The organism is Akkermansia sp. AE01SA01 (assembly GCF_036417395.1).
GTDB lineage: Bacteria > Verrucomicrobiota > Verrucomicrobiia > Verrucomicrobiales > Akkermansiaceae > Akkermansia.
Genome location: NZ_CP143890.1, coordinates 2977990 through 3002220 on the forward strand (window position 1 = coordinate 2977990; position 24231 = coordinate 3002220).

General features: G+C 51.9%; 16 protein-coding genes. 13 read left to right on the forward strand and 3 right to left on the reverse strand.

What is annotated here, in order from left to right:
* Window positions 1-52: 52 nt before the first annotated feature.
* From V3C19_RS12100 to V3C19_RS12115, 4 genes are all read left to right on the forward strand, one after another.
* Window positions 53-1705 carry a beta-N-acetylhexosaminidase gene (locus V3C19_RS12100; protein ID WP_295931396.1) on the forward strand — a complete coding sequence of 551 codons (1653 nt, stop codon included), beginning with the start codon at window positions 53-55 and terminating at the stop codon, window positions 1703-1705.
* Between the two features lie 96 nt (window positions 1706-1801).
* Window positions 1802-2833 carry a class II fructose-bisphosphate aldolase gene (fbaA, locus tag V3C19_RS12105; protein ID WP_295931394.1) on the forward strand — a complete coding sequence of 344 codons (1032 nt, stop codon included), beginning with the start codon at window positions 1802-1804 and terminating at the stop codon, window positions 2831-2833.
* Window positions 2834-3026: 193 nt separating this feature from the next.
* Window positions 3027-4049, forward strand: coding sequence for a polysaccharide pyruvyl transferase family protein (locus V3C19_RS12110; protein ID WP_161981376.1), 1023 nt, complete (start codon window positions 3027-3029; stop codon window positions 4047-4049).
* Window positions 4046-5284, forward strand: a complete 1239-nt coding sequence (locus V3C19_RS12115; RefSeq protein ID WP_295931391.1) for a Coenzyme F420 hydrogenase/dehydrogenase, beta subunit C-terminal domain — start codon at window positions 4046-4048, stop codon at window positions 5282-5284. Before V3C19_RS12110 ends, V3C19_RS12115 begins: the two co-directional genes overlap by 4 nt.
* 178 nt (window positions 5285-5462) lie before the next feature.
* On the opposite strand, the gene typA is transcribed toward V3C19_RS12115, so the two are convergent.
* Window positions 5463-7298, reverse strand: a complete 1836-nt coding sequence (typA, locus tag V3C19_RS12120) for a translational GTPase TypA (RefSeq protein WP_295875081.1) — start codon at window positions 7296-7298, stop codon at window positions 5463-5465.
* Window positions 7299-7499: 201 nt separating this feature from the next.
* On the opposite strand from typA, the gene ilvE reads away from it, so the two are divergent.
* Window positions 7500-8366, forward strand: a complete 867-nt coding sequence (gene ilvE, locus V3C19_RS12125; protein WP_067572851.1) for a branched-chain-amino-acid transaminase — start codon at window positions 7500-7502, stop codon at window positions 8364-8366.
* 144 nt (window positions 8367-8510) lie between these two features.
* Here ilvE and V3C19_RS12130 read toward each other — a convergent pair whose 3' ends face one another.
* The gene (locus V3C19_RS12130) at window positions 8511-9434 is read right to left on the reverse strand and encodes a glycoside hydrolase family 16 protein (RefSeq protein WP_130084237.1); all 924 of its coding nucleotides are present in this window, start codon (window positions 9432-9434) and stop codon (window positions 8511-8513) included.
* 179 nt (window positions 9435-9613) lie between these two features.
* On the opposite strand from V3C19_RS12130, the gene V3C19_RS12135 reads away from it, so the two are divergent.
* On the forward strand, window positions 9614-10129 hold the full coding sequence (locus V3C19_RS12135; protein ID WP_275668324.1) for a methylated-DNA--[protein]-cysteine S-methyltransferase: 516 nt from the start codon (window positions 9614-9616) through the stop codon (window positions 10127-10129).
* A 22-nt stretch (window positions 10130-10151) separates the two neighbouring features.
* On the opposite strand, the gene V3C19_RS12140 is transcribed toward V3C19_RS12135, so the two are convergent.
* Entirely contained in the window at window positions 10152-10763 is a 612-nt protein-coding gene (locus V3C19_RS12140; RefSeq protein WP_130084235.1) for an FHA domain-containing protein, read from the reverse strand.
* 130 nt (window positions 10764-10893) lie between these two features.
* Between V3C19_RS12140 and V3C19_RS12145 the strand changes: the two genes are divergently transcribed.
* The 7 genes from V3C19_RS12145 to V3C19_RS12175 all read left to right on the forward strand — a co-directional run bounded on the left by V3C19_RS12145 (window position 10894) and on the right by V3C19_RS12175 (window position 23773).
* Window positions 10894-11397 (forward strand): DUF805 domain-containing protein, encoded by a 504-nt coding sequence (locus V3C19_RS12145; protein ID WP_130084234.1) that lies wholly within the window; start codon window positions 10894-10896, stop codon window positions 11395-11397.
* An 84-nt stretch (window positions 11398-11481) separates the two neighbouring features.
* Entirely contained in the window at window positions 11482-12534 is a 1053-nt protein-coding gene (gene obgE / locus V3C19_RS12150) for a GTPase ObgE (protein ID WP_130084233.1), read from the forward strand.
* A gap of 37 nt (window positions 12535-12571) precedes the next feature.
* Window positions 12572-13729 carry an aminoglycoside phosphotransferase family protein gene (locus V3C19_RS12155; RefSeq protein WP_130084232.1) on the forward strand — a complete coding sequence of 386 codons (1158 nt, stop codon included), beginning with the start codon at window positions 12572-12574 and terminating at the stop codon, window positions 13727-13729.
* Between the two features lie 133 nt (window positions 13730-13862).
* Window positions 13863-14888: a hypothetical protein gene (locus tag V3C19_RS12160; RefSeq protein ID WP_295875084.1), complete on the forward strand. Its 1026-nt coding sequence runs from the start codon at window positions 13863-13865 to the stop codon at window positions 14886-14888.
* Between the two features lie 273 nt (window positions 14889-15161).
* Window positions 15162-21527 carry an RHS repeat-associated core domain-containing protein gene (locus V3C19_RS12165; RefSeq protein WP_330937110.1) on the forward strand — a complete coding sequence of 2122 codons (6366 nt, stop codon included), beginning with the start codon at window positions 15162-15164 and terminating at the stop codon, window positions 21525-21527.
* Between the two features lie 23 nt (window positions 21528-21550).
* Window positions 21551-22024, forward strand: coding sequence for a hypothetical protein (locus tag V3C19_RS12170; protein ID WP_295933585.1), 474 nt, complete (start codon window positions 21551-21553; stop codon window positions 22022-22024).
* A gap of 303 nt (window positions 22025-22327) precedes the next feature.
* Entirely contained in the window at window positions 22328-23773 is a 1446-nt protein-coding gene (locus V3C19_RS12175; RefSeq protein WP_130084218.1) for an SEL1-like repeat protein, read from the forward strand.
* Window positions 23774-24231: the final 458 nt, after the last annotated feature.

Below are 24231 nucleotides of genomic sequence, written 5' to 3' on the forward strand. Positions count from 1 at the left end.
AATGCCCCGCCAAATGCATTATTCGCTATCCGATCCATTTAATTCATTCTCCATGCTTCTCAAAAAACTTGCTCTTGCCGCCTTCCTCCTGTCTGCGCCTGCGGCCCTTTCCCTTCCTTCCAGCCCCGTAGAGGGTAATCCCGCCATTATTCCCTTTCCAGCAACGCTGTCCATAGAAAAGGACAAACCGGGATTTTTAATCGACAACAGCCTGCCCATCCTCAAAACAGGTAATAAAGCGTGCCTGTCCTCCTTTCTGACCGGTTTTTCCAACAACATTCATCAAATCAAGGCGGTGCCCGTGCAGAATGCGAACAATGCCGTGCAGATACTCCTGAAAAAGAATTCATCCCTTTCTCCGGAGTGGTATTCCATTAAAGCCACCACACAGGGAATCACCATCTCATGCACTTCCCCGGCAGGAGCCTTTTATGCGGCGCAAACCCTCAAGCAATCCCTGACGAAAGATGCGGCGGGGAAATGGGCCATTCCCTGCATGACCATCACAGACAGCCCGCGCTTCACATGGCGCGGCATCATGATTGACAGCGGACGCAACCCCCGTTCCATTGAGGAGCTGAAAACCATCATTGACCTGCTCGCGCACTACAAGGTAAACACCATCCACTGGCACCTGACGGAAGACCAGGGCTGGCGGCTGGAAATTAAAAAGTATCCCAAGCTCACCTCCATCGGAGCCACCCGCCCGGAAAGCCCCATGCCCGGCAATCGCAACAAGGGAGACGGCAAACCCTTCACCTTCTTCTACACACAGAAAGAAGTGAAGGAACTGGTGGACTACGCCAAACGCAGGCACATCACCATCGTCCCGGAAATAGAAACGCCCGGCCACGCCGCGGCCGCCATCACGGCCTATCCCGAATTCGGCAATAAGGACATCCCCGGCTACAAGCCCCGGGTGGCGACGCGCTGGGGAATTCTCCCCTTCACGTTCAGCCCTACGGAACCCACCTTCAAATTTATTGACGGCATTCTGGAAGAGGTCTGCCAGCTCTTCCCGGATTCCCCCTACATCCACATAGGTGGAGACGAAGCGCCCAAACAACAGTGGAAAAACTCTCCCCAAGCCCAGGAAGTGATGAAGAAAAACGGCCTGAAAAACGAACAGGAACTCCAGAGCTACTTTATCCATCGCGTGGAAAAGCTGGTCAACGCGCGCGGCAAGCAAATAATCGGCTGGGATGAAATCCGGGAAGGCGGCCTTTCCAAAACGGCCACCCTGATGGTCTGGCACGATCCCGGCATTGCCAGGGAAGCTATCAGGCACGGAAACAAGGTGATTATGACCCCTTTTGAAAGTACGTATCTGATCCGGCAGGAGGGTCCGCATCCGGAAGGTCCCGAGTACGAAATGGCGACTTTCTCCACCATCCCCCTGCAAAAGGTGTATAATATGAACCCCATTCCGAAGGGGCTCACCCCTGAACAGGAAAAAAACATCCTGGGCGTGCAGGGAAGCTGCTGGAGCGAATACATGACCACGCTGGCCAAGTGGCAGTACATGGTGTTTCCGCGCATGTTCGCCATCGCGGAATTGGGCTGGACGCAGCCCGACCGTAAAGATTTTACGGATTTCAAGAGACGCCTGGACAGGCACAAGCCTTTCCTTGATGCCCTGAAGATTAACTACCGGACGGACTCCGGAGAGCCGGCTCAGCCGGATGCCAAAATGATCCGCGAGTAAACGGAACCCCAGAAAAATCACGGACGCCGCGCCGTACCGCGAGCGCCGGAGTTCAGTCTTGCCCTTCCTTGAAAAAGCGCCTATCATAACCCCGTTATGCCAATAGCCACACCAGAACAATACATCACCATGCTTGAAACGGCCAAGAAGGAAGGCTACGCCTACCCTGCCGTTAACGTAACCACGATTGAAGTAATCAACGGCGCTCTCCGCGCCTTCTCCGAAGCCAAGAGCGACGGCATCATCCAGGTTTCCATCGGCGGCGGCAAATTCGCTTCCGGCACCTCCGTCGGCAGCTCCGCCATCGGCGCCATTGTTCTGGCGGAAGCCACCCGCCGCCTGGCTGAAGAACACAAGGTGCTCGTGGGCCTGCACACGGACCACTGCCAGCCCGAACATGTAGATACCTTCCTGCGTCCCCTCCTGGCCGAATCCCGACGCCGCGTGGAACGGGGTGAAGCTCCCCTTTTCAATTCCCACATGCTGGATGCCTCCACCCTGCCCATGGCCGAAAACCTCAAGCTTTCCCAGGAACTGCTGAAGGAATGCGCCGAACTGGGCATCGTCCTTGAAATTGAAATCGGCGTCGTGGGCGGTGAAGAAGACGGCGTGGACAACTCCGGCCATCCCGCCGACAAGCTTTACACCTCCCCGGAAGACATGCTGATGACGTATGAAGCCCTGGCTCCCCTCGGCAAATTCATGCTGGCCGCCACCTTCGGCAACGTGCACGGCGTGTACAAGCCCGGCCATGTCAAGCTGAAGCCCAGCATCCTTCGCGACGGCCAGGAAGCCGTGATCGCCAAGCACGGCGAAGCGGCCCGCATGCCTCTCGTCTTCCACGGCGGTTCCGGTTCCGAGCTTTCCGACATCCGCGAAGCTGTTTCCTATGGCGTGGTGAAGATGAACATTGACACCGATACGCAGTACGCATTTACGCGCCCGATCGTCTCCCACATGTGCGAACACATCAACGGCGTGCTCAAGATTGACGGTGAAGTGGGCAACAAGAAGGACTACGATCCCCGTTCCTACCTCGCCAAGGGTGAAAAGGGAGTCGCCGCCCGCCTCCAGGAAGCCGCAGACAACCTCATGTCCGCCGGCAAGACCCTCTTCGGCAAGATCTAATAGTACCTGAAACGGTGCTTGTACAAAACCCGGTCTCCCGAAAGAGGCCGGGTTTTGTCTTTTGTCCTTCACATCGGAAGAAGCAAAAGTTAGTCTTTCAGACTAAGATACTTTAGCAAGCATGGCCATTTTCCCTCTACTGCAAAAGCTTTATTCCCATCTTCCCGGATTCTCTGAGAAGAAACGAAAAAACATGAACCGCAGGCTGGCATTCCATGAATGGACCAAGGGGTTCCGGCGCTTTTTCAGACGCCCGTTCGTTTTTCTTTTTGGTTCCCCGTTTCATTCCAATTTAGGAGATCAGGCGCAGACGGAATGCATCATTGCCTGGATCAGGAAAAATCTGCCCCGGCACGAAATATTCATTGCTTCCTACATGAATACTTCCCCGAGGCTTCTGAAGAAGATACGCAAGCATATCCGGAAAAATGACATCCTGCTGTGCCACAGCGGCTACCATATGACGGACCTGTACGATGAGCAGAGCCACTATCTCCGCATCGCCCAGCTTTTCCCCGACCATCCCCTGACTATTCTACCCCAAACTATTCATTATCAGGATAATTCCCATGCACAGGCCACAGCGGACGTTTTGAACGCCCATCCGGACTGCACCCTCCTTTGCCGGGATGAATATTCTTACGAAGTAGCCAGGGGATTATTCAATAAATGCCGCCTTTTTCTTTATCCGGACATCGTAACCTCCCTCATTGGCAATATCAAGCTGCCTGAATATCCGCGGAAGGGCGTCCTCTTCTGCATGAGAAATGACAAGGAAGCCTTTCACCAGCCGGAAGCCATTGAACAACTCCGCCGGAAACTGGAAGAGTTTATTACAACGGAGCAAACGGACACTACCGTGGATATCCCTCCCGACGAAGTCATTGCGGACAGAAAGAGAATACTCCATTCCACCTTTGATTATTTCTCCCGCTTCCAGGCTGTAGTCACGGACCGCTACCACGGGACCATTTTTTCCCTGATCGGCAATACTCCCGTCGTTGTCCTCAATTCCAGCGATCATAAACTCGCCTCCGGCGTCAAATGGTTCCCCGAATCTTTCAGCGGGCACGTCTATTTTGCCGAAACGCTGGACCAGGTACCCGGGTATGTGCAGCATATCGTTGACCAACCGCCCAAGGAGCCTCTTCCGCCTTATTTTTCCACGGAATATTACGACCACCTCCTTGAAAAGCTGCATTTCCCCCATACATGATCGACATTTGTCCCACCACTGACTGTACAGGATGTTCCGCATGCTTTTCCATCTGTCCCAGGCATGCTGTTACCCTGATCCCGGATCAGGAAGGATTTCTGCATCCTCAGATTGATCAAAACCTCTGCATTGATTGTGACCTGTGCCGAAAAGCCTGTCCGGCCCTGCAAACGCCGTCCCGTAAAGACAGGCTCCCGGAAGAACTGTTTTTTGCGGCCTATCACCGGGATGAAAACATACGCATGGCATCCTCCTCCGGAGGCGCCTTTTCCGCGCTGGCTTCATGGATGCTGAAACAGGGAGGATACGTTTGCGCCGCATCCTATGACGACGATTTCAAGGGAGTACACCATGTTATCATCCGCTCGGAGGAAGAGCTGCCCAGGCTGCGAACATCCAAATACACGCAAAGCAGAACCGGAACCTGCTTCCAGGACATCCTCCGGCTCCTGAAGCAGGGGGAAAAGGTCCTGTTTGCCGGAACGCCGTGCCAGACGGCGGGGCTGCATCTCTTCCTCAGAAAAGAATATGACAACCTGCTGACCGTGGACATCGTCTGCCACGGAGTTCCATCTCCCGTCATTTTTACGGACTACATCAGCTACCTTGAACACAGGTACAAGTCCCCGGTCAAAAATTACAATTTCCGTGACAAGAAATGGAGCTGGTACCATTTCAATACAAAAGCTGAATTCAAAAACCGCAAGGCCGTTTATCTGGGTACATGGGAGGAGGACACGTTCATGCGCGGGTTCCTGAGGGACTATTTCCTGAGGGAAAGCTGCTATACCTGCAAATACAGCAAGCACGAACGCTACGCCGACATTACCTTGAGCGATTTTTGGGGTTATGACGCCACCGACGGAGGCTTTCCCAACGACGACAAGGGGATTTCCATGTGCATGTGCAACACGGTATCAGGCAAAAATGCTTTCGAGTCGGCCAAATCTTCTCTCATCTGGTGTACGCGTCCACGGAAAATGAGCCTCACGAACGGAGGGTTCTCCCCCAGATCGGCCACTCTGGAAGAAAGACAGGCTTTCCTGGAGGAATACCGCCGCATCGGATTTGACCGGGCTGTGCCAAAATACATGTACCCAGAACCTGTACCTGATGACCTGAGAGTCCTGTATTTCTGGGGCAGGGGGAGCCGTGCCCTGAAACGCTCCAGGAAACTGCTGCGTCTTGTAAGAAAAATACAGCGCTTTTTCCGGAGCTCCAAAAAACAGGCATAGATCGGGAATCCAAGTTCCCTCTGCATCCTAAATATCGTTCCTTAAAAGAAACGGCAGAAATGTCGGTTTACTATGGATTTGCCATTCCGGCGTCCGGAGTCCCCCGCACGTTGGACTGGAAAACTTCCGGAGGCAACGAAAGGCAAACTCTGCACTTAATCCTGGCAACCGTCCGCTTCTAGTTCCCTGCCTTGCGGGATTCCCGGACGCGGTCGTTGGCGTTCAGGATGCGCTTGCGCAGGCGGATGAAATGAGGAGTAGCCTCTACCAGTTCATCCGCTTCAATGTATTCAATGGCGCGTTCCAGGGAGAAGTTGACGGGAGGTGAAAGCTGAATGCCGTCCCCCTTCGTGGCGGAACGGATGTTGTTTAAATGCTTTTCCTTGCACGGATTCACGGGCATGTCCATCTGGCGCGGGTTTTCACCCACGATCTGCCCTTCGTAAATGTCCTCCTGCGGCCCCACGAACAGGCGCCCGCGCTCTTCCAGGGCGGCCAGGGCGAAGGGAGTGGAAACTCCCGTTTCCATGGAAACAAGCGTGCCCGTGGTGCGCGTGGTGATTTCCCCGGCGTAGGGGCCGTAATCCCGGAACAGGTGGGAGAAAATGCCGTGGCCGGACGTCAGGTTCACCAGCTCGAATTCAAACCCGATGATGCCGCGGGTGGGGATGTACGCCTGGATGAAGGTATGGCCCGTGCCTTCCTTGCATACCATGTCTTCCATCTGTCCCTTGCGGGCGTTCAGGAGCTTCATGACGCCGTTGGAATATTCGTCCGGCACTTCCACGTAAATCGTCTCGTACGGCTCCGTCAGGCGGTCGTTCTCATCCCTTTTCATGATCACGGTGGGACGGGAAACGCACAGCTCGTAATTTTCACGGCGCATGGTTTCCACAAGCACGGCAATCTGCATGGCCCCGCGGGCGGAAACGGAGAACACGCCGGCCTTGTCCGTATCCTCCACCTGGATGGAAATATTCGTACGCATCTCCCGCATCAGGCGGTCGCGAATCACGCGGGAAGTAACGTTTTTGCCGTCACGGCCGCCAAAGGGACCGTTGTTGATGGAAAATTCCATGGAAATCGTAGGCGGGTCAATCGCCACGAACGGCAGGGCTTCCGTCTCCTGAGAACCGCCGAGGGTTTCACCAATGTTTACGTTTTCAAATCCCGCCACGCCCACGATGTTTCCCGCCACGCCCACGGCGGAATCTGTGGTGCCCAGGCCGGAATATTCAAACATGCGGGTGACCTTGCCGGAAACGCAGGCTCCCCCGCTCTGGTGGAGCCAGACGGTGTCTCCTTTCTTGACGGAACCGGAAGTGATGCGGCCGATGGCCACGCGGCCTACATAATCATCCCAGTCAATGTTGGAAACGAGCATCTTGAACTCCCCTTCCGGGTCTGCATCCTTTGGTGCGGGGATATGTTCCACAATTTTGAACAGGAGGGGGGTGCAGTCCACGGGAGGTTCCCCTTCCATGGAATTCATAAAATAGCCGTCGCGGGCGGAGCCGTACACGAAAGGGGCTTCAAACTGTTCATCCGTAGCGCCCAGTTCAAGGAACAGTTCCAGCACCTGGTCATGCACGGCGGCGGGATCGGCGTGCGGACGGTCGATCTTGTTGATCACCACGATAGGCATCAATCCTTCCTGGAGAGCCTTGCGGAGCACAAAGCGCGTCTGGGCCTGCGGTCCTTCAAAGGCATCCACCACCAGAAGAACGCCGTCCACCATCTTCATCACGCGTTCCACTTCACCGCCGAAGTCGGCGTGCCCAGGAGTATCAACGATGTTGATGGTGTATCCGTTCCAGAGAATGGAAGTGTTCTTTGCCTTGATCGTGATACCTTTTTCCCGTTCCAGATCCATGGAATCCATGGCGCGTTCCTGCACGGCCTGGTTGGCCCGGTAGGCGCCGCCCGCCTGCAGAAGTTGGTCAACCAGGGTCGTTTTTCCATGGTCGACGTGAGCGATGATGGCGAGATTGCGGAACTTGGAAGGATCTGACATTTCGCGCGAGAGCTAAAGGCACGGGAAAATAAATGTCAAGCCTGCTCCACGAATACCGTCATAATAATTCCGCGCGCGAGGCCTCCGTAAAGAACCGTGATTGACGGAACTTTTCCTTCACGCGTGAATTTATAGCTTTCCCCGGCGGGCAAATGCGGCTATCCTGTTCCGGCACAAACAATTTCCTAATTTTAAACGACAATGAAGATTTGGTTAGACGGCAAGCTAGTGGAACAGGAGGAAGCCAAGACCTCCGTGTTTGATCATGGCACACTTTACGGCGACGGTATTTTTGAGGGCATCCGCTTTTACAACAGGCGCGTCTTCCGGCTGGAAGACCACATGGACCGCCTGTTCAACTGCGCCCATTACCTGCTGCTGGACATGCCCTACAGCAAGGAGGAACTGTCCAAAGCCGTTTGCGAAACCGCGGCGGCCTCCGGCCTGGACGACGGCTATATCCGCCTGGTAGTCACGCGCGGCATCGGCAACCTGGGCCTCAATCCCTTCAACTGCAAGCGTTCCTGCGTTTATATCATCGCGGATAAAATAGCCCTGTACGATCCGGCAGTTTATGAAAACGGCCTGTCCCTGATCACCAGTTCCATCCGCCGCAATCGTCCGGACACCATTTGCCCGCAGGTGAAATCCCTCAATTACCTCAACAATATCCTGGCCAAGGTGGAAGCCGTGCGCCAGGGAGCGGCGGAAGCCCTGATGCTGAACGACCAGGGCAACGTGGCGGAATGCACGGGGGACAACATCTTCATCGTGAAGGACGGTACCGTTTATACGCCCCCGGTGACGGACGGTGCGCTGGACGGCATCACCCGCCGCGTCGTTCTGGAAATCTGCCGTGAACAGCAAATCCCGGCGGAAGAAAAAACCATGAACCGCTTCACGGTCACGTGCGCGGATGAATGCTTCCTGACAGGAACGGCCGCGGAATGCGTTCCCGTTACCAAACTGGACAGCTACGAGCTGGGTTCCGGCAAAATCGGGCCCGTGACCGCCCGCATTCTGGCACGCTTCCAGGAACTGACCCAGCACACGGGCACGGAATTTTAATTTCGTTTCCTTTTCAACCGTAAAGCCGCTCTTCTTTCCGGGAAGAGCGGCTTTTTCTTTCAGGAGGATTCCTTAAAAGTTAATCCTGAATGAGAGGGGAGGAACTATTCCAACCCCTTGCATCGGAATATGGAAAAAACAGACTTACTTCTTCTTCGGCAGACCGGTTTCCGGGTCAAACTGCTTGGCCTGCTCCATGTGTTCCTTGGTCTGGTAGAAACGAACATAGTCAATCAGGAACTCAACCGGATATCCCGTGCCATCCTCGGGCGCTTTTTCACACCATTGGCCGCCTACAGCGGAATTGAGGATCAGATAAAAGGGCGTGCGGAAGGGATTGCCCGCCCCATTCGCGTAATTCGTGGTATTCAGATCGATAGACTTTACCAGCTTGTCATCCACCATCAGCTTGATGCTGTCCTTGTCCCATTCCATGACGTAGATATGGAAATCGTCGGAAAGATTGTCGATCTTCACCGTGCCGCCGCGTGAAACGTCTTTCTTGGAGACACCGTCCGGGCTTAAATGGAAAGTGGAATAAACCACGTCCGGCTGTTGGGAAATATTTTCCATCATGTCAATTTCCCCGTTGGTGGGCCATCCCCACTTGTTCTTGCCCAACAGCCAGATGGCGGGCCAGATGCCCTTGGCCTTGTTGGGAAGTTTGGCGCGGACTTCCAGCCTGCCGAACAGGAAAGTCTTCGTTTTAAGCGTGCTGACGGAACCGGAAGTATAAGGCATGAATTTGGTGTTTTTAATCCATTCCGCATTGCTTTTCTTGTAATTGATGTTGGCAAACTTCTCAAAATGGGTCTCCAGCACCAGATTGCCGTCTTTCACGCGCAAATTCTTCGGGCGCGCGGTATATGTCTGCTGGGAGCCCTGGTTGCGTACTACGCCCAGTTCCGGCTGCCATTTCTTGAGGTTGATCTTGGTGCCGTTGAACTCGTCGCCCCACATGTACACCCAGCCGCCCGGCAGAGTTTTGGGAGGATTGACGTTTTCTCCCTTTCCGGACGCGCACAGACACGCCGCCAGCAATACGGCAAACAGGCCTTTCTTCATCATATCATCAATACTGTACTTGAAGAGTCCGCCTTTCAATCAAAATCCCGCATATATGTGTTTGCCATTGAAAATTCCGGAGCAACCCGTTCTCACGTCTGGTAAAAAATTAAAGAGAAATGGTCCCCTGCCTGTGTTATATTCCACCCATGAATACAAATTTTCCCGAGAAATGCTGGGCAATGCTTCATCAAACTCCCCTGGGGCCGGTCGGCATCATAGAAAACGGAACAGCCATCACGCATATCTTTTGGGGACACATGGATCAGCCGCAACAACTGCCATGGAAGAATACCCCCCTGCTGCAACAGGCGGCCAGCCAGCTTGACGAATACTTCCGGGGGATACGCCGCATTTTTGACCTGCCGCTCGCTCCTCAGGGCACTCCTTTTGAAGAAGCCGTCTGGCAGGCTCTTCTAACCATTCCCTACGGGGAGACAAGAAGCTATGCCGACATCGCCCGGCAAACGGGCAGGCCGTCTGCCTGCCGCCCCGTAGGCCGTGCCAACGGGCGCAATCCCATAAGCATTATTATTCCCTGCCACAGGGTCATCGGCGCCAACAAAAAACTGACCGGGTATGCAGGAGGATTGTCCATCAAACAATACCTGCTTGAACTGGAACAGGGAGCGACATCTCCCTTCCTGCTCTTGCCGGAAGAGCAACACATGCACCGGAACCTTTCCACCACCTGTTAAGGCGGCAAAACAGGAAAAAAGCCTATTCCTGCGGGGCTTCCTCCTGATTCTTCTGCGTTTCCTGATTTTCAAGAGACTTCAGGGCTTCCTTGGGCGACTCAATGCCCAGCCACTGCAAGGGAAGGAGTTCTCCGGTAACCTTGTAATGCTTGTAAGTCACCCCGGCGAACAGCGCCAGGAAAAACATCAGAACGGCATACAAGGCCATCCACATGTAATTTTTCCGTGCCGTGCGGGTAGCCTGGTCCGCAAGCTGCTGCAAATTCTGCATGGCGGGAGAAAAGGATTCTTCCTGTCTGTTCCCTCCGTCCGTTCCGGAGACCGGGAGGGAAACCGGTTCTTCAGAGAACTTCAAATGCACCTCTCCCAAAATAATATCGTCCCCTTCATACAGGGCGGCAGGCCCCATGGGAGTCAGGCCGTTGATTTTGACGCCGTTGGTGGAACCCAGGTCTTCGATGACATAACCGCCGTCCTTGTACTGGAGCAACGCATGTTCTCCTGATACGGAAGGAGAGGGAATGGCAATTTCACAATGTTCATCCCGACCGATACGAGCGAAATATTCGCCGTTTTTCGGGAGAACGATGGTTTTCTCGGAACCGTCAGGCAGCAGAATGGAAAGGCGGGGCATGATTTACAGCTGATGATGCCATGCCGGCACTTCTTTTCAATCCAAAAGACCGTTTGCACGCATTCCATTGGAAAAAGCCGCACCAATGCCCTCTATTGACACCTTTGACTGCAAGTGATTTAATAAATTCATGCCCCCTCTCTCTCCTTCTTTTGACGGCTATAACTTGGCCACAGCCGTCAAAAGCGTTTTCCGCAAATACGCGCGCTTTTCAGGCCGCGCCACCTTGTCCGAATTCTGGTACTGGACATTGGGACAAACGGTGATTTTCATTCTCTTGTGGATGCTCAGCCTGGCATTTATGCTGAACCTTTTTATTTTCAATGATCCCCAACAGATGCCTCCCTCCAGGGTTTTCAACCATGTTCTGGCAGGAGAAAGTCCGGTGCTGTTATGGGCGCTCTCCACGCTACTCCCTTCTCTGGCCGTGGGATGCAGACGCCTGCATGATACCAATAAAAGCGGCGCGCTTCTTCTGCTGAACCTCATTCCGCTGGCGGGCCCCATCCTTCTCATCATCTTTTTTTGCGAGGACAGCCAGCGGGGAACAAACCAATACGGCCCTTCGGAAAAATATCCGGAAGACAGCGATCGGGCCGGTTTTGTTCCCCCCGGACGTATTCCGGCTCCCTAGGTGGCACGAATCACATGCCGTGGAAACGGACGTACAGTCCTCCACTTGTCTTGCTTTCGGGCCAAAAATGCCTAAGATCAAGCCATGTTTGTTGACAACATCCGCATATTTGCCAAGGCAGGAAAGGGAGGAAACGGGCTGGTCAGCTTCCGCAGGGCCAAATTCGTGCCCAAGGGCGGCCCGGACGGCGGGGACGGCGGCGATGGCGGTAGCGTCATTCTGGAAGTGGACCCGCACACGAATGACCTGCGTTCCTTTTTTTACGATCCCAAGCTGATCGCTACGGACGGCGTAGGCGGCCAGGGAGCTAAAAAACACGGCAAAAACGGGAAATCCGTCATCGGGAAAGTTCCGCCCGGCACCATCATCTACCGTAGCAATGCCTCTTCCATGTCGGAAGCCACGTGGCTGGAGCGGGAAGGCGACGGCATTGAACTGGAAAAAATCGCGGACCTGACGGAAATAGGAACCCGGTTCACTCTGTGCCAGGGCGGCATCGGCGGCAAAGGCAACTGGCACTTCCGTTCCGCCACCAACCAGGCTCCCACGGAAGCGGAACTGGGCACGGAAGGGGAGGAAGGCGTCTTTTTCATGGAACTGCGCCGCATTGCGGACGCTGGGCTGGTGGGCTACCCCAATGCCGGCAAAAGCACGCTGCTGGGCGATATTTCCGCAGCCAAGCCGAAAGTCGCCAACTACCCGTTCACGACGCTTCAACCCATCATCGGCGTGGTAGAATTCAACAGTTTCCGCCGCTGCGTGGTAGCGGACATTCCCGGCATCATTGAAGGCGCGCACCGCAACCGTGGCCTGGGACACGAATTCCTGCGTCATATCACACGCTGTAAGGTACTCGTCTTCGTTCTGGACATGGCCGGAAGCGAAGGACGCGACCCCATCGAAGACCTGCAAAACCTCCGCACGGAAATCAAACTTTACAGCGAAGACCTTGCCAAACAGCCCTGGTTTGTCGTTGCCAATAAAATGGACCTGGAAGGTGCGGAAGACAATCTGGCTAACTTCAGACTGCGCTTCCCGAAGGTGGACGTAATCCCCCTTTCCGCCCTCAACGGAGACGGCGTCGCACAGCTCAAAAGCAAGCTTGATCAACTCGTAGGCTATAAATTCGTTCACTGATTCCCGTTCCGTCCAACATTGCCTCAAACACAACCCCATGAACGCTCCGCTCTCCACGCCAGCCGATCCCGACCAGCTACTGAGCCGCATTGCCGGAATTGGAGACCTTTTCGCCATTGAAGGGGAATTCGTCACCGGCAAGGAAATACCCAGCGGCCACATCAACACCACCTACAAGGCCACCTACCGCAAAAGCGACGGAACGGAAGACTCCTACATTCTGCAGCGCATCAACGACTACGTCTTCAAGGACCCCCGGGCCGTTATGCGCAACGTGGAAAAAGTTACCCGTCACATCAACTGGAAAGTACTGCGCCGCGTGAAAGACTCCGCCGGTCAGACCCTCAATCTTTACCCGGCGCGCGGCGGCCGCAACTACATAGACATCCCCGGAGACGGAATCTGGCGCTGTTACAACTACCTGGCCGGCACGCATACTTACGACGTAGTGGAAAACACGCGCCAAGCCTATCAGGCCGGTTTCGCCTTCGGATCTTTCCAGGACCTGATCAGCGACATGAATCCGGACGACATTGTGGAAACCATTCCCGGCTTTCATCACACCCGGAACCGCTACAACCGCCTCATGGAAGTTGCGAAACAAGATCCCCGGGGGCGGCTTTCCTCCTGCCGGGCAGAGCTGGAATTCATCAGGGCGCGGGAGCAGGACGTAGACCGTCTCCTGGACCTCCAGACAAAAGGAATACTGCCCACCCGCATTACCCACAACGACACCAAGATCAACAACGTCATGCTGGACGAAGACACGGACCACGCCGTCTGCGTCATTGATCTGGATACGGTTATGCCCGGCCTCGTCCTGTACGACTTCGGGGACATGGTGCGCACCGTCACTCCGCCAACGGAAGAAGATGAGGAAGACCTGAGCAAAGTCCGCATGCGCATGCCCATGTTCCAATCCATTGTGGAAGGTTATCTGCAGGCTGCCCATGGATTCCTGACCCAGGCGGAAATAGACCAGCTCGCCTTTTCCGGAAAGCTCATCACGCTGGAAATCGGGATCCGCTTCCTTACGGACTATCTGGAAGGGGACCAGTACTTCAAGGTTTCCCGGTCCGGACATAACCTGAGCCGCTGCCGGACACAGCTTAAGCTGGTGGAATGCATTGAACAGGAACTTCCAGCCATGGAGCAGTATGTCCAGAGGCTGGCCAGGGGCCTGACCAGGAAATAGGAAAGCCCTGGTGCTTTTTCTTCTTCATCTTCCTTCCTCCGGGACGGTAATACCGTCCCTTATTATTTATATTTTTTGAACACGGCGGCGATTTCCACAATCCAAGAAACATTCCACACAATCACTGCCATTTATGTTCAAAGTCCCGGAAATTCAATTAAACGCCTACGGCAAGCCCGCAAGAATCCTGTATCTGGCTCCCTATGCGCCCGATGCACCCGACTTCTCCCAAAAACTTTACACGGGCAACGGAGGTTATCCCCAGTACCACTACAACATTTATAAAGCCATCCAGGACATAGGCTATGATGTCGTCTCCTCCTCCAAGCCGTACTCCGTACAATTTGCCAAGGGAAATGTGGACTATGTCTTCTCCCTGATGAACAGGTTCCAGATGGCCAAGCCGGAAATCTTTATCTCCTCCTACTGCGAATTCATTCAGGTTCCCTACCTGGGCGCTCCTCCCAACATTCGCGCCATTGCAGAAGACAAACTGCTGACCAAGCTTGTCTTCCGCTCCCTGGGCCTCCACATGCCGGAGGGCATGGGACTTTCCAAAGACCGGAAAATTCCGCAGGAAGCCCCCTTCCCCGGTCCCTACTTTGTCAAAAAACGCTTCGGCGCCGCTTCCGGAGGAATCCGGGAAGACAGCATCTGCGGGACCTGGGAGGCTGTGGCTTCCTGCGCCAAACGCCTTATGCAAGAAGGGCATGAAGTTCTTGTGGAACAATACTGCGAAGGCATTGACGTCACCGTTCCCGTGCTGGGAGGAGAAGAACCCGTCGTTCTGGGATTCGTACAGCCGAAGTCGGACAAACCCGGCAACATCATCACGGAAGACCTCAAACTGCATGACCATCTTGGCTACCAGCTTGTATCCGTGCACGATCTGGAACAGGATATCATTGCAGACGTCCGGAAAGTCTGGGCGGCCCTGGGGCCCATGGACTACTTCCGCATTGACTACAGAATCGATTTTGAAAAGGGCGAACGCCGCATTCTGGAAATGAACGTCTGCTGCCACCTGGGCAAAAGCGGCTCCATCTGCCTGGCGGCCGCACAACACGGCTACACCCAGGCGGATATTCTTAAATACATCCTTGACTACAGCATGAGAAGGCAGAAGGACCTCCAGCAATACGGAACGTGGCTCATTTGAGCCTGATACGTGTCTTTCCATACACAAAACCGCTCCCCAATTTACGGACAGGAAAAGCTCCTGTTCGTAAATTTTATTATATAGTAAGGAATGTTCCTGCTTTGCTTCTGAAAAGAAAGTTCCTTCTAAAAAATATGGAAATTAGCTATTCTCTGCCTTGAGAAATAAAATCCAGATGAGCTTTTCGTCATAACATTTTAGGCGTCTTTCATTTGGGTGACAGAAAGTTCTACATTGTCCGCAAATCACTTAACAATACTGGTTTACAAGACAATGAACAATACCGACAACACTCCGGAACCCCGCTATCCCTTCGTTCCCATGTTCGCCAACGGCCTCCCGCAGGCCGACTTCTACGTCAACGGCATCACCGCCCCCGTTCTCATCTCACCACGTTCCGCTTCCGGCGACACACGCCATGAATGGACCGGGTACCTCAAGATCATGAAACGCGGTACCTATTTCCTCTCCCTGGACGCCGATTCCTCCATCTCCCTGGCCATCCCATTCAAGAATGTAGAGTTCACGAAGGAAGCAAAGGACCTTTCCGTGAAGCCGGAGAGCGTCGTGCTGGAACAGGGGTATTACTGGTGCCGAATCGTCCATGAGCACCATGCCGCCCTGGGCTCCGGACAGGAGTTCTGCATTGCCGTTCTTTCCGACAAGGCGGAGGCGCCCGATATTAATTCCTACCTCGACCCTAATGTAACTCCTCCGGACAGGGAAGGAGAGGAAGTCATCACCCTGGTCAATCTTTATCGGGACGAGGAAGAGGAGACCACCTCCAGCAGCTCTTCGGAAGGGGGAGGGTTTGATTTTGGGTTTGATCCCAAGTCAAGCAGCTCCAGTTCCAGCTCCAGCTCCAGTTCCAGCTCCAGCTCCAGTTCCAGTTCCAGCTCCAGCTCCAGTTCCAGTTCCAGTTCCAGCTCCAGCTCCAGTTCCAGCTCCAGTTCCAGTTCCAGTTCCAGTTCCAGTTCCAGCTCCAGTTCCAGTTCCAGTTCCAGTTCCAGTTCCAGCTCCAGCTCCAGTTCCAGCTCCAGCTCCAGCTCCAGTTCCAGCTCCAGTTCCAGCTCCAGCTCCAGCTCCAGCTCCAGTTCCAGTTCCAGTTCCAGTTCCAGTTCCAGCTCCAGCTCCAGCTCCAGCAGCAATTCCTCTTCCTCCTCCAGCGGACCGGAAGAAGAAGGCTGCCCATGCCCCTGTTCCTGCAAATGCGAGGAAGAAAGCGCTCAATCCGAGTGTGACAAGAATGGAGGACCCAACTCTGCCGGAGGCCACTCCTTCGGCGGCAACCCGGATGATGCCGACGACTGTGAAGGCATGCTGGAAGTCGGCGGGGAAAACTCCGGAGGCGGGGGTGAAGGAGGCGGCGCAGCTTCCTTCAGTTTCCGGGCCAATCCTCAATGCTCCATTGGACTGCGCTACAAGCATCCCCTCGAATGGACCTGCTCCTGGGACTCCGCTTCCCGCCAGGCAACTGTCAAGCGCCCAACCGGCAGCTCCATCTCTTTCCGCGCCGCCGCCGGAAGCGCCGACGCTCCCGTTTCCGGAGGCTCACGCAAACTCAACTACAGGGTCCGGCTGCTCAACCGGGACAAGTCTCCCTGCACTGACGGAAATCCCATTTATCTGGACATGGTCCAGAGCAATGGAAGTACCCTGCGCTTCTCGGCTTCCACCGGCAAGGTTGTCTCCCTGATTTCTTCTTCCGGGGTGGAAACCACGGCGGAAGCCTATGCTGCCAAACTCCAGGTCAACCGCCATCCCTCCACCGGCGCCATCCAAAGCATCTGGTCCCAGTCGCAGGGTCTTCTCCAGGCAGTGCCTGAAGGCAACAAACTCACCCTGGAGTGGTACTCCCCCTCCCAGGTGAACAAAACCGCCCGGAGCGTAACTGCTTCCGGGACTCCCTACAAGACGGTCAGCTATGAAAATACTGTCAAGGATGGAGAACCCGTGATGCTCATCACCGAGCAGAGGCAGGGCATGCCCGCCTTCCGCACGGAGCGGAAAGTGGAAGGCAACCATGTAACTATCACCCAGGGTGAAGGGGACGAGCGCATCGTACGGCGGATTGAGCGCAATTTCCTGCCCGGCGGCAAGTGGGAAATGATTGAGAGCTACCGCAAGATCAACGAGGAAACGCCCGTATCCTGCGTACGCACCGTCCAGAAGAGCACGGACGGAGGCTGGCTGACCATCAGCAGCACGGAGGGCTACGATACTCCTCTGGCCCAAACAACACTCTACACGTACAACGACCAGTTCCGCGTGTCATTGGAAATCAAGCCCGACGGAGGCTACACGCGCTATGAGTACGACGACCAGGGCCGGGTGGTTCTGGAAGCAACACCGTGGGCAGGAGGAGGAGAAAAAGGAACACGTACCACCTATGCCGACCTGCGTTTCAATGATTTCAGACCGGCAACGGAAAGGGAAATCATCATTGCCCAGGACGGAACGGAAACCGTTCTAAGCCAAAGGAGCTATACCTATGAAGACAGCCCCGAAGTCAACCGCACGACGGTGACAGAAACAGCTCTGGGCTCCGATGAGGTTCACACAAGCATCTCGGAGACTTATGGAGAAGCAGCACAATACCCTTATGCCCGGGGAAGACAGAAGATGAGCCAGGGCATAGACGGTGTTCAGACCATTTATACCTATGAAGCCACCACGGATCATGGTGCTCTCCACAAGGTGACCTCAACTGTCCAGGCAAACGGGAGCATTGTTCCCGGCCAAAGTACCAGAACCGTGCAATACGTCGCTGAAAACGGCACCACCACCAGACAGGAGCAATACGTCCACACAGGTGAAAATTGGTCTTTAATTACTTTGGAAGATTATGAATACGATGTTGAACTTCGCCGTACCAAGACGACGAAGGGCAATGGACGCATCCGCACGACGGAATGGATGTGCTGCGGTCCCCTGAAGGAGACCGACGAGGATGGAGTAGTGACCACCTATGGCTACAACTCGGCCAAGCAACTAGTTGAAACTATTCGTTCCGCCACGGAAACCACGCCTGAAACCATCACCAGCTACATTTATGATGCCGCAGGAAGGATTATTTCCACACGAAAGGATGTCGGTGCCCTGACGACGGTTGAAAGCACGGAGTACGACGATTTGGGAAGGGTTATTTCCACAACCGATATCCTCGGACGTGTGACCAGGACTCAATACAGTGATGATCAACTCACCACTACTGTCACCACTCCTTCAGGGTCTACCTTGATTACCAAAACCTATTATGACGACTTTATTCTTCTCCAGACAGGAACCGGTCAGCGAGAAATCGAAACTCAACTTGAGTTGACACAAGAGGGCATCCTCACCACAACCCTGTCCCGGGGAGTGGTTCTTTTACGCTCCCTGGAAAACGGCTTCGGCCAAACCATCCGGCAGCAACAGCCCAATACGAAGGGAGGATTCATTGTCACCAGCAACGCTTACAACGACAAGGGGCAGCTTGTCCGCTCTCAAGCAGAAGACATGGCTCCCACAGCAACCGACTACAGTGAATTGGGCAGCATCGTGAGGCAAACCGTCCTTCTGGACGAGCTTCATCCCGAAGATGCCACTAAAAACAGGATATCGGAAAGCTCCACATGCTACCAGATACGGGAAGATGGCATTTATCAGGTACAAACCTCTACAACCTACAATACCGAAGGACTGCCCGTGACACAGACTGCGGAAACCATGGTTTCTCAGCTGGACCCTGTACTGGAAAGCAAGGCTCTTTCCTTCGACGTGTACGGTCAGCAGAGTGTCCAATGGACGGAATACACCGCTCCTGCCCGGCGAACTCAATTCAGCCGCATTCCCACTTCGGATATCGTGGCTGAATCTCTTGTAGTGGATGGATTTACCATAAGCCAAACCAATTATGCAGGAATCCACTCTTCACGGAAACGCTCCTATACCTCCACAGGAATGATGCTGAAGCAAACCGATGCCAGGGGCAATGTTACTGCCATCGAAACCGACCTGGCCGGACGCCCTATCAGGACAACCGACGCACAAGGCAATATCACTTCCACTGCCTACTCCCCCTGCTGTGACGCCCCTGCCTGCATCACCAACGCCCTGGGAGGCACCATCTGTTATTGCTATGATATCCGCGGCCGGAAAACGGCCGAATACGGGACTGCCATACAGCCCTCCTGCTTTGCTTACGATGAAGCAGGACGCTTGACATCGTTAACCACCTTCAGGACGGATGAAGGCGATATTACCACCGATCCTTCCAGCCGCACCGACGGAGATACCACCACCTGGCTCTACGACACGGCCACGGGATTGGAACTCAAGAAAACCTATGCCAATGGTTCCTGTGTTTCCAAAACCTACGACAGGCTCAACCGCCTGGAAACACTCACCAAAGCCAGGGGCATTGTGACAACTTATCAGTACGCTCCGGCCACCGGGGAATTAGTCTCCGTCTCTCACAGCGACAACACCCAGCCATGGCTCTACTCCTACAACCACCTGGGACAGATGATCACCGTTTCCGACGCTTTAGGTACTCGAGAGTTCTCTTATGACGCCTATGGGAGAATGATCCAGGAGACTTCCTTTGGAACTGCGGAAAGCTGCATCCAGGAAGAGTATGACGCCTTTGGGCGTCCCTGCGGATACCGCCTGATGATCGGAACCCGCACCGTGCAATACTCCCATCTTGACTATGGCCATCAAGGTGCCATGATCGGGATGAATATGGAAGGCTTGGATACTCCCTTCACTTGGCAGTATGACCAGATCAGCGGCTTCCTCAATCAATTGTCCTATCCCAACGGCATGGTCCGCAGGAATACCTATCATCCCCAGCTCTATCTCCTGGCTTCCATCGGCTATGAGGTCCCCGGGAATGGCGGTAGGGTGGCTGGACATGTCTACCAGTACGACCACTTGATGCGTCCCGTTCAACGAAAGGATTCATGGGAGGCTGCCACTCCGGCGACCACCAGGGACTTCACCTACAACGGCAGAAGTGAATTGACAGGGGATCAGATACAGCAAAGAAACAACTTTGCCTATCAGTACGACAACATCGGCAACCGCAAGACTGCCCGTGAGCTGGAAAAAGAAATATCCTACGGAGCCAACGAGCTCAACCAGTACACAAACATAATTCAGGCGGATGTTTCCTTTGACCCTCTCTATGATGCGGACGGCAACCAGACAAGAATTAGAACCTCAACGGGCATCTGGAATGTTTGCTACGATGCCAATGACAGGCCTGTTTCCTTTACCAGCGAAGATGGCCGCGCTGTCGTGGCCTGCGGCTATGACTATCAAGGACGCCGCTTTGAGAAGAAGGTACTTGTCAACGGGACAGCTGCTAGTCGCACTTATTATTTGTACCGCGGCTACCTGCAGGTAGCCGAACTGGATTTGATGCATCCCCAGCCAGTGCTGGTAAAGGACTACGTATGGGACCCCACAGAGACGATAGCCACGCGCCTCCTGATGATGACATGCTGGAAAGCGGACGGAACGGAAACCGGCGGACATCTTTTCTTCATGCACGACGCCCTGAAGAACGTCACCTCCATTTTTGACGGTCAGCAGGCACGAAGGGCCCGCTACGAGTACGCTCCTTTCGGTGCCCTCATCACGGCACAGGGAGACATGGCTCAGGATAACAGGTTCAGGTTTTCCTGTGAGTATGCAGACGATGAACTGGGACTTGTCTACTACAATTACCGGCATCTTAATCCCATGGATGGCAGATGGATCAATAGGGACCCTATTGCGGAAGTTGGAGTCTGGAATTTGTATAAGTTCGTTAAGAATAATGGATTAAATAACATTGACATTTTGGGGCTTAATGAAATTATTATCAGTGGAGGTTGTAATACAAATACAGGAGGCATTAATCAATCATCCATTTATTTTGATCGTTTTCTTTCATATCTTGCCTTTTCTGCTGTACAAAAAGTATCTGGTTGGGGATTTCACGATCAAAACTGGTCAAATTTTATCATTGCCGCTGAAGAGCAAATCAAAAAACGCAAGGGATTACTCAAACCCGGCGAACAAATAGAGTGGTTGGTTGAATATGAAACTTATAGAATACGAGCAATGAATGACATGCACGGTGGTCAATATTATCTAGATCAAATTCAAAAAAAAGCTCAGGAATTAGGTGTTGTATTAAGATTCTATAAAACAAAATCAGATTTAGCCTCCCTTATCAATTCGGTTCAGGTATATGTATTAGATAATGCTACAGGAACTTTAACCACAGCCTTCATGGAAAGGACAGCGCAAGACAAAATCTCCCGCTTCGTCTATTATGGTCACGGAGAACCGGGAAGTTTAAATCCACGATATCCTTTTCCAACCCATGGGCTACCTGACAATAGTTTCTCCATAACTAACAATGATATTCAACAAGGGATTTTTAAAAAAGGAAGTTTTATAAAGGGTGCAGTCGTCATCAGTTGTGGTTGTAGAACAGCTACCCCACCAGGACCAGGTAAACCATCTTTTACCCAAGTATGGGAAGGCTTTTTTGGTACGGTTATGTACGGAGTCGATGGTAGAACCAGTTACGCAAAGCCAGAGAAACCAGTTCCATCAGAACAAGAAAAAGCACACTACGTGCCTTCAGCTCCCCCTCTTTAGCAGGTCTCGATAGAATAATTTACATGAATATAAAAAAATACATATTTTCCTATAAAACATTGTTTATTTCAATATTAATTGTTTTATCAATATTATTTTATTTAACTTTCATAAAAGGTATTATTTTTCTCTGGGAAAGACCTGCAGAATATACGGGAAGAACACTGGAATATCATCATAACCAACTTATTGACGCAGGTTTCATTTTCGTTGGATTTTATAGAAGTTTTGAAATTGATCATTATTTATATAAAAAAGAAGAGTCCCTCGGTACATGCAAATATATAGAATTAGAAAAACATGAAAACTTGGGAGAAAATAACTCTCATTTAGTGAATTTTTCAACAAAATATTTTAAAACTCCTTTAAAAAATAAAATTTCAGTTCGATTCAGTAGTGATCTGGCGGATGATTTTCCCATTGACAATAAGGAATTTGAAGAAAATTATACCAAGGAAATTCTTGAACAAGAATATTTTTTACTAGAAAAACACTAATTTTTTTGAATATTATCTTTTATCGTGAAGAAAAATATTCATTTAAAAAGAATTAAAGCAAGAAAAATAAATTTTATCTAGATAACTACGGGGTTATTTGTCTTTATTATTTGTTCACCTGACGTATTTACTTTCAAAATTCAATGAATACACATGGTTGAATATATATCTTTCTCTAATTAATATTAATCGTTACTATAACGGAATTCCATTTTTAATTCTCAATATTACCATAATTGAATTATTTTAATTAAAATATATATAAAAAACAATCACTATCAGTGATTTCACTTTGAACAATAAATGATTAAATACATATTTTATCTCATCTGTTTCTTCATATGCCCCGTAGGGACTGCAGCAGTTCATACTGAATTCGTACCACAAATTCGGCAAGAAAAGAATTCACTGGCTTTTCAGCTTGTCGTTGACGATTTCAGTAATTGGAAAACCGATTTCTTCAGCGTTTCCGAAAAAGAAAATGATGCTTGCCGCCTGATAAAAGACGAACATATTCCCGTTGTTGAAGTGGTCAAAAAACTCCAGTCCCTGGAAGAAACAGGAGACAACTGTGCGGCCCGAGCATTAGCGGGTATGTATTTACAAGGAGAAAAACTCCCATACGCCCGGCTTGATGCCCTTAAAATTCTGAAAAAGGCGGCAGGCCGGGGAGACAAGGTATCCAAACGGATAATCGGTCAAATGCTGCTTGATTTTCAGTACACGGATTTTTCCCCGGTAAATGCATTTTCCTTTTTAAAGGAAGCAAAAGAAGGGGGAGATCCGGAAGCGGCTGTTCTTTTCACGACCGCCTGCATTTTAGAGGACCTCGAAGAAGGGAAAGAATCTGCGGAAGAAATTCAAGAATTGAAAGAACTCTCGGAAAAAGGTTCTCCACTGGCCCAGATGTATCTTCTTCTCACCCGGAAGACACTCCTGAAGCAAGCAGGAAAAGATACAGGAAAGATTGATGAAGCCATAATCCAATTAGCTTTACCATCCCCTCGCCTGACTTACATTGCAGCCTTGAACCAGACAGGGGAGCGGCAAAAAGAATGTATGGAAAAGCTTGTCAAAGCCAATCATCCTCTTGGAATCATTCTAAAGGCAAAAACCTATATGGCAGACGGAGACTGGAGCATAGCTGCCTTCATGTTGTCCAAGCCGCCCATCAATAAAATGCCGGAAGCCCAACATCAATTGGGAGCGTATCTGTTTCTCAGCTTCATGAACCAATCCGATCCGGACCTCAAGGAACATTTGAGAGAGAAATTCATCTCTTCCTTACGGTCCGCGGCCGACCAGCATCACCGAAAAGCGGAGTACAAGCTTGCTTCCTTTTTAATGCTTGCAGGACCATCTCTCATCGAAAATTATTCTACCCAGGAAAAAATGCGAATGGTTGACGTTTTAAAACGGGAAGCGCTGAGTGGGGATGCTGTGGCCATGAATAATTATGGTTATCATTGTCTGACAGGTTTTTATTCAAGGAAGAACCTGAAGGAAGCTGAAAAATGGCTGTTGAAAGCAGTTCAGGAAAACTATGTTCCTGCTTTAACTAATCTGGCCCTGCTTCACGCCGGAGAATTCAATGATGGAACCGAGGGAGACGCTCCCATCAATTATAAAAAATCAATAGAATTTTTGGAAAAAGCAAAAGAAATGGGAGATACCGATGCACAACGGCACATTGATTATCTCAAGGAAATCTCTTCCAAACATCAAAAAACCAAATCAGAAAACCTGTAAAGCAGAATATTGAACTATGGAATCAAGGCCATAGTCTTGCAGTTTCTTAGCTCTTTTTTCTTTTCCTGATCTGCGCCCATTCCAACAGATTTATTTTCCGGCCGAGTGGCACGGCCGTTTTCCATGCCGTCATCCTTTGAATGTAATATCTCAGTAAAAAGCGCAAAGCATGCTTCTATACCTGGTCTCTACGATTTTCCCTTCTTTTATACCTTGTAGACAAGTCAATTGCAAAAAAGAATAGACTGTGTTGATAAAAAATAAAAAGATATGGAAACAAGCGGATTCTCCAGGAGAACATAGGGCCGTCAACCGCTTCTTAAAAAACCCTTCTGGCTGTAAATTTGAGGATCATTCATTTATGGGAAAATAGACGTAAGGAAAGATTATTACTGATCCTGTGCCTTTTCCTTCATGTCCAGCGCCTTAAAACACGTCAGATCCAGATATACAAAGGA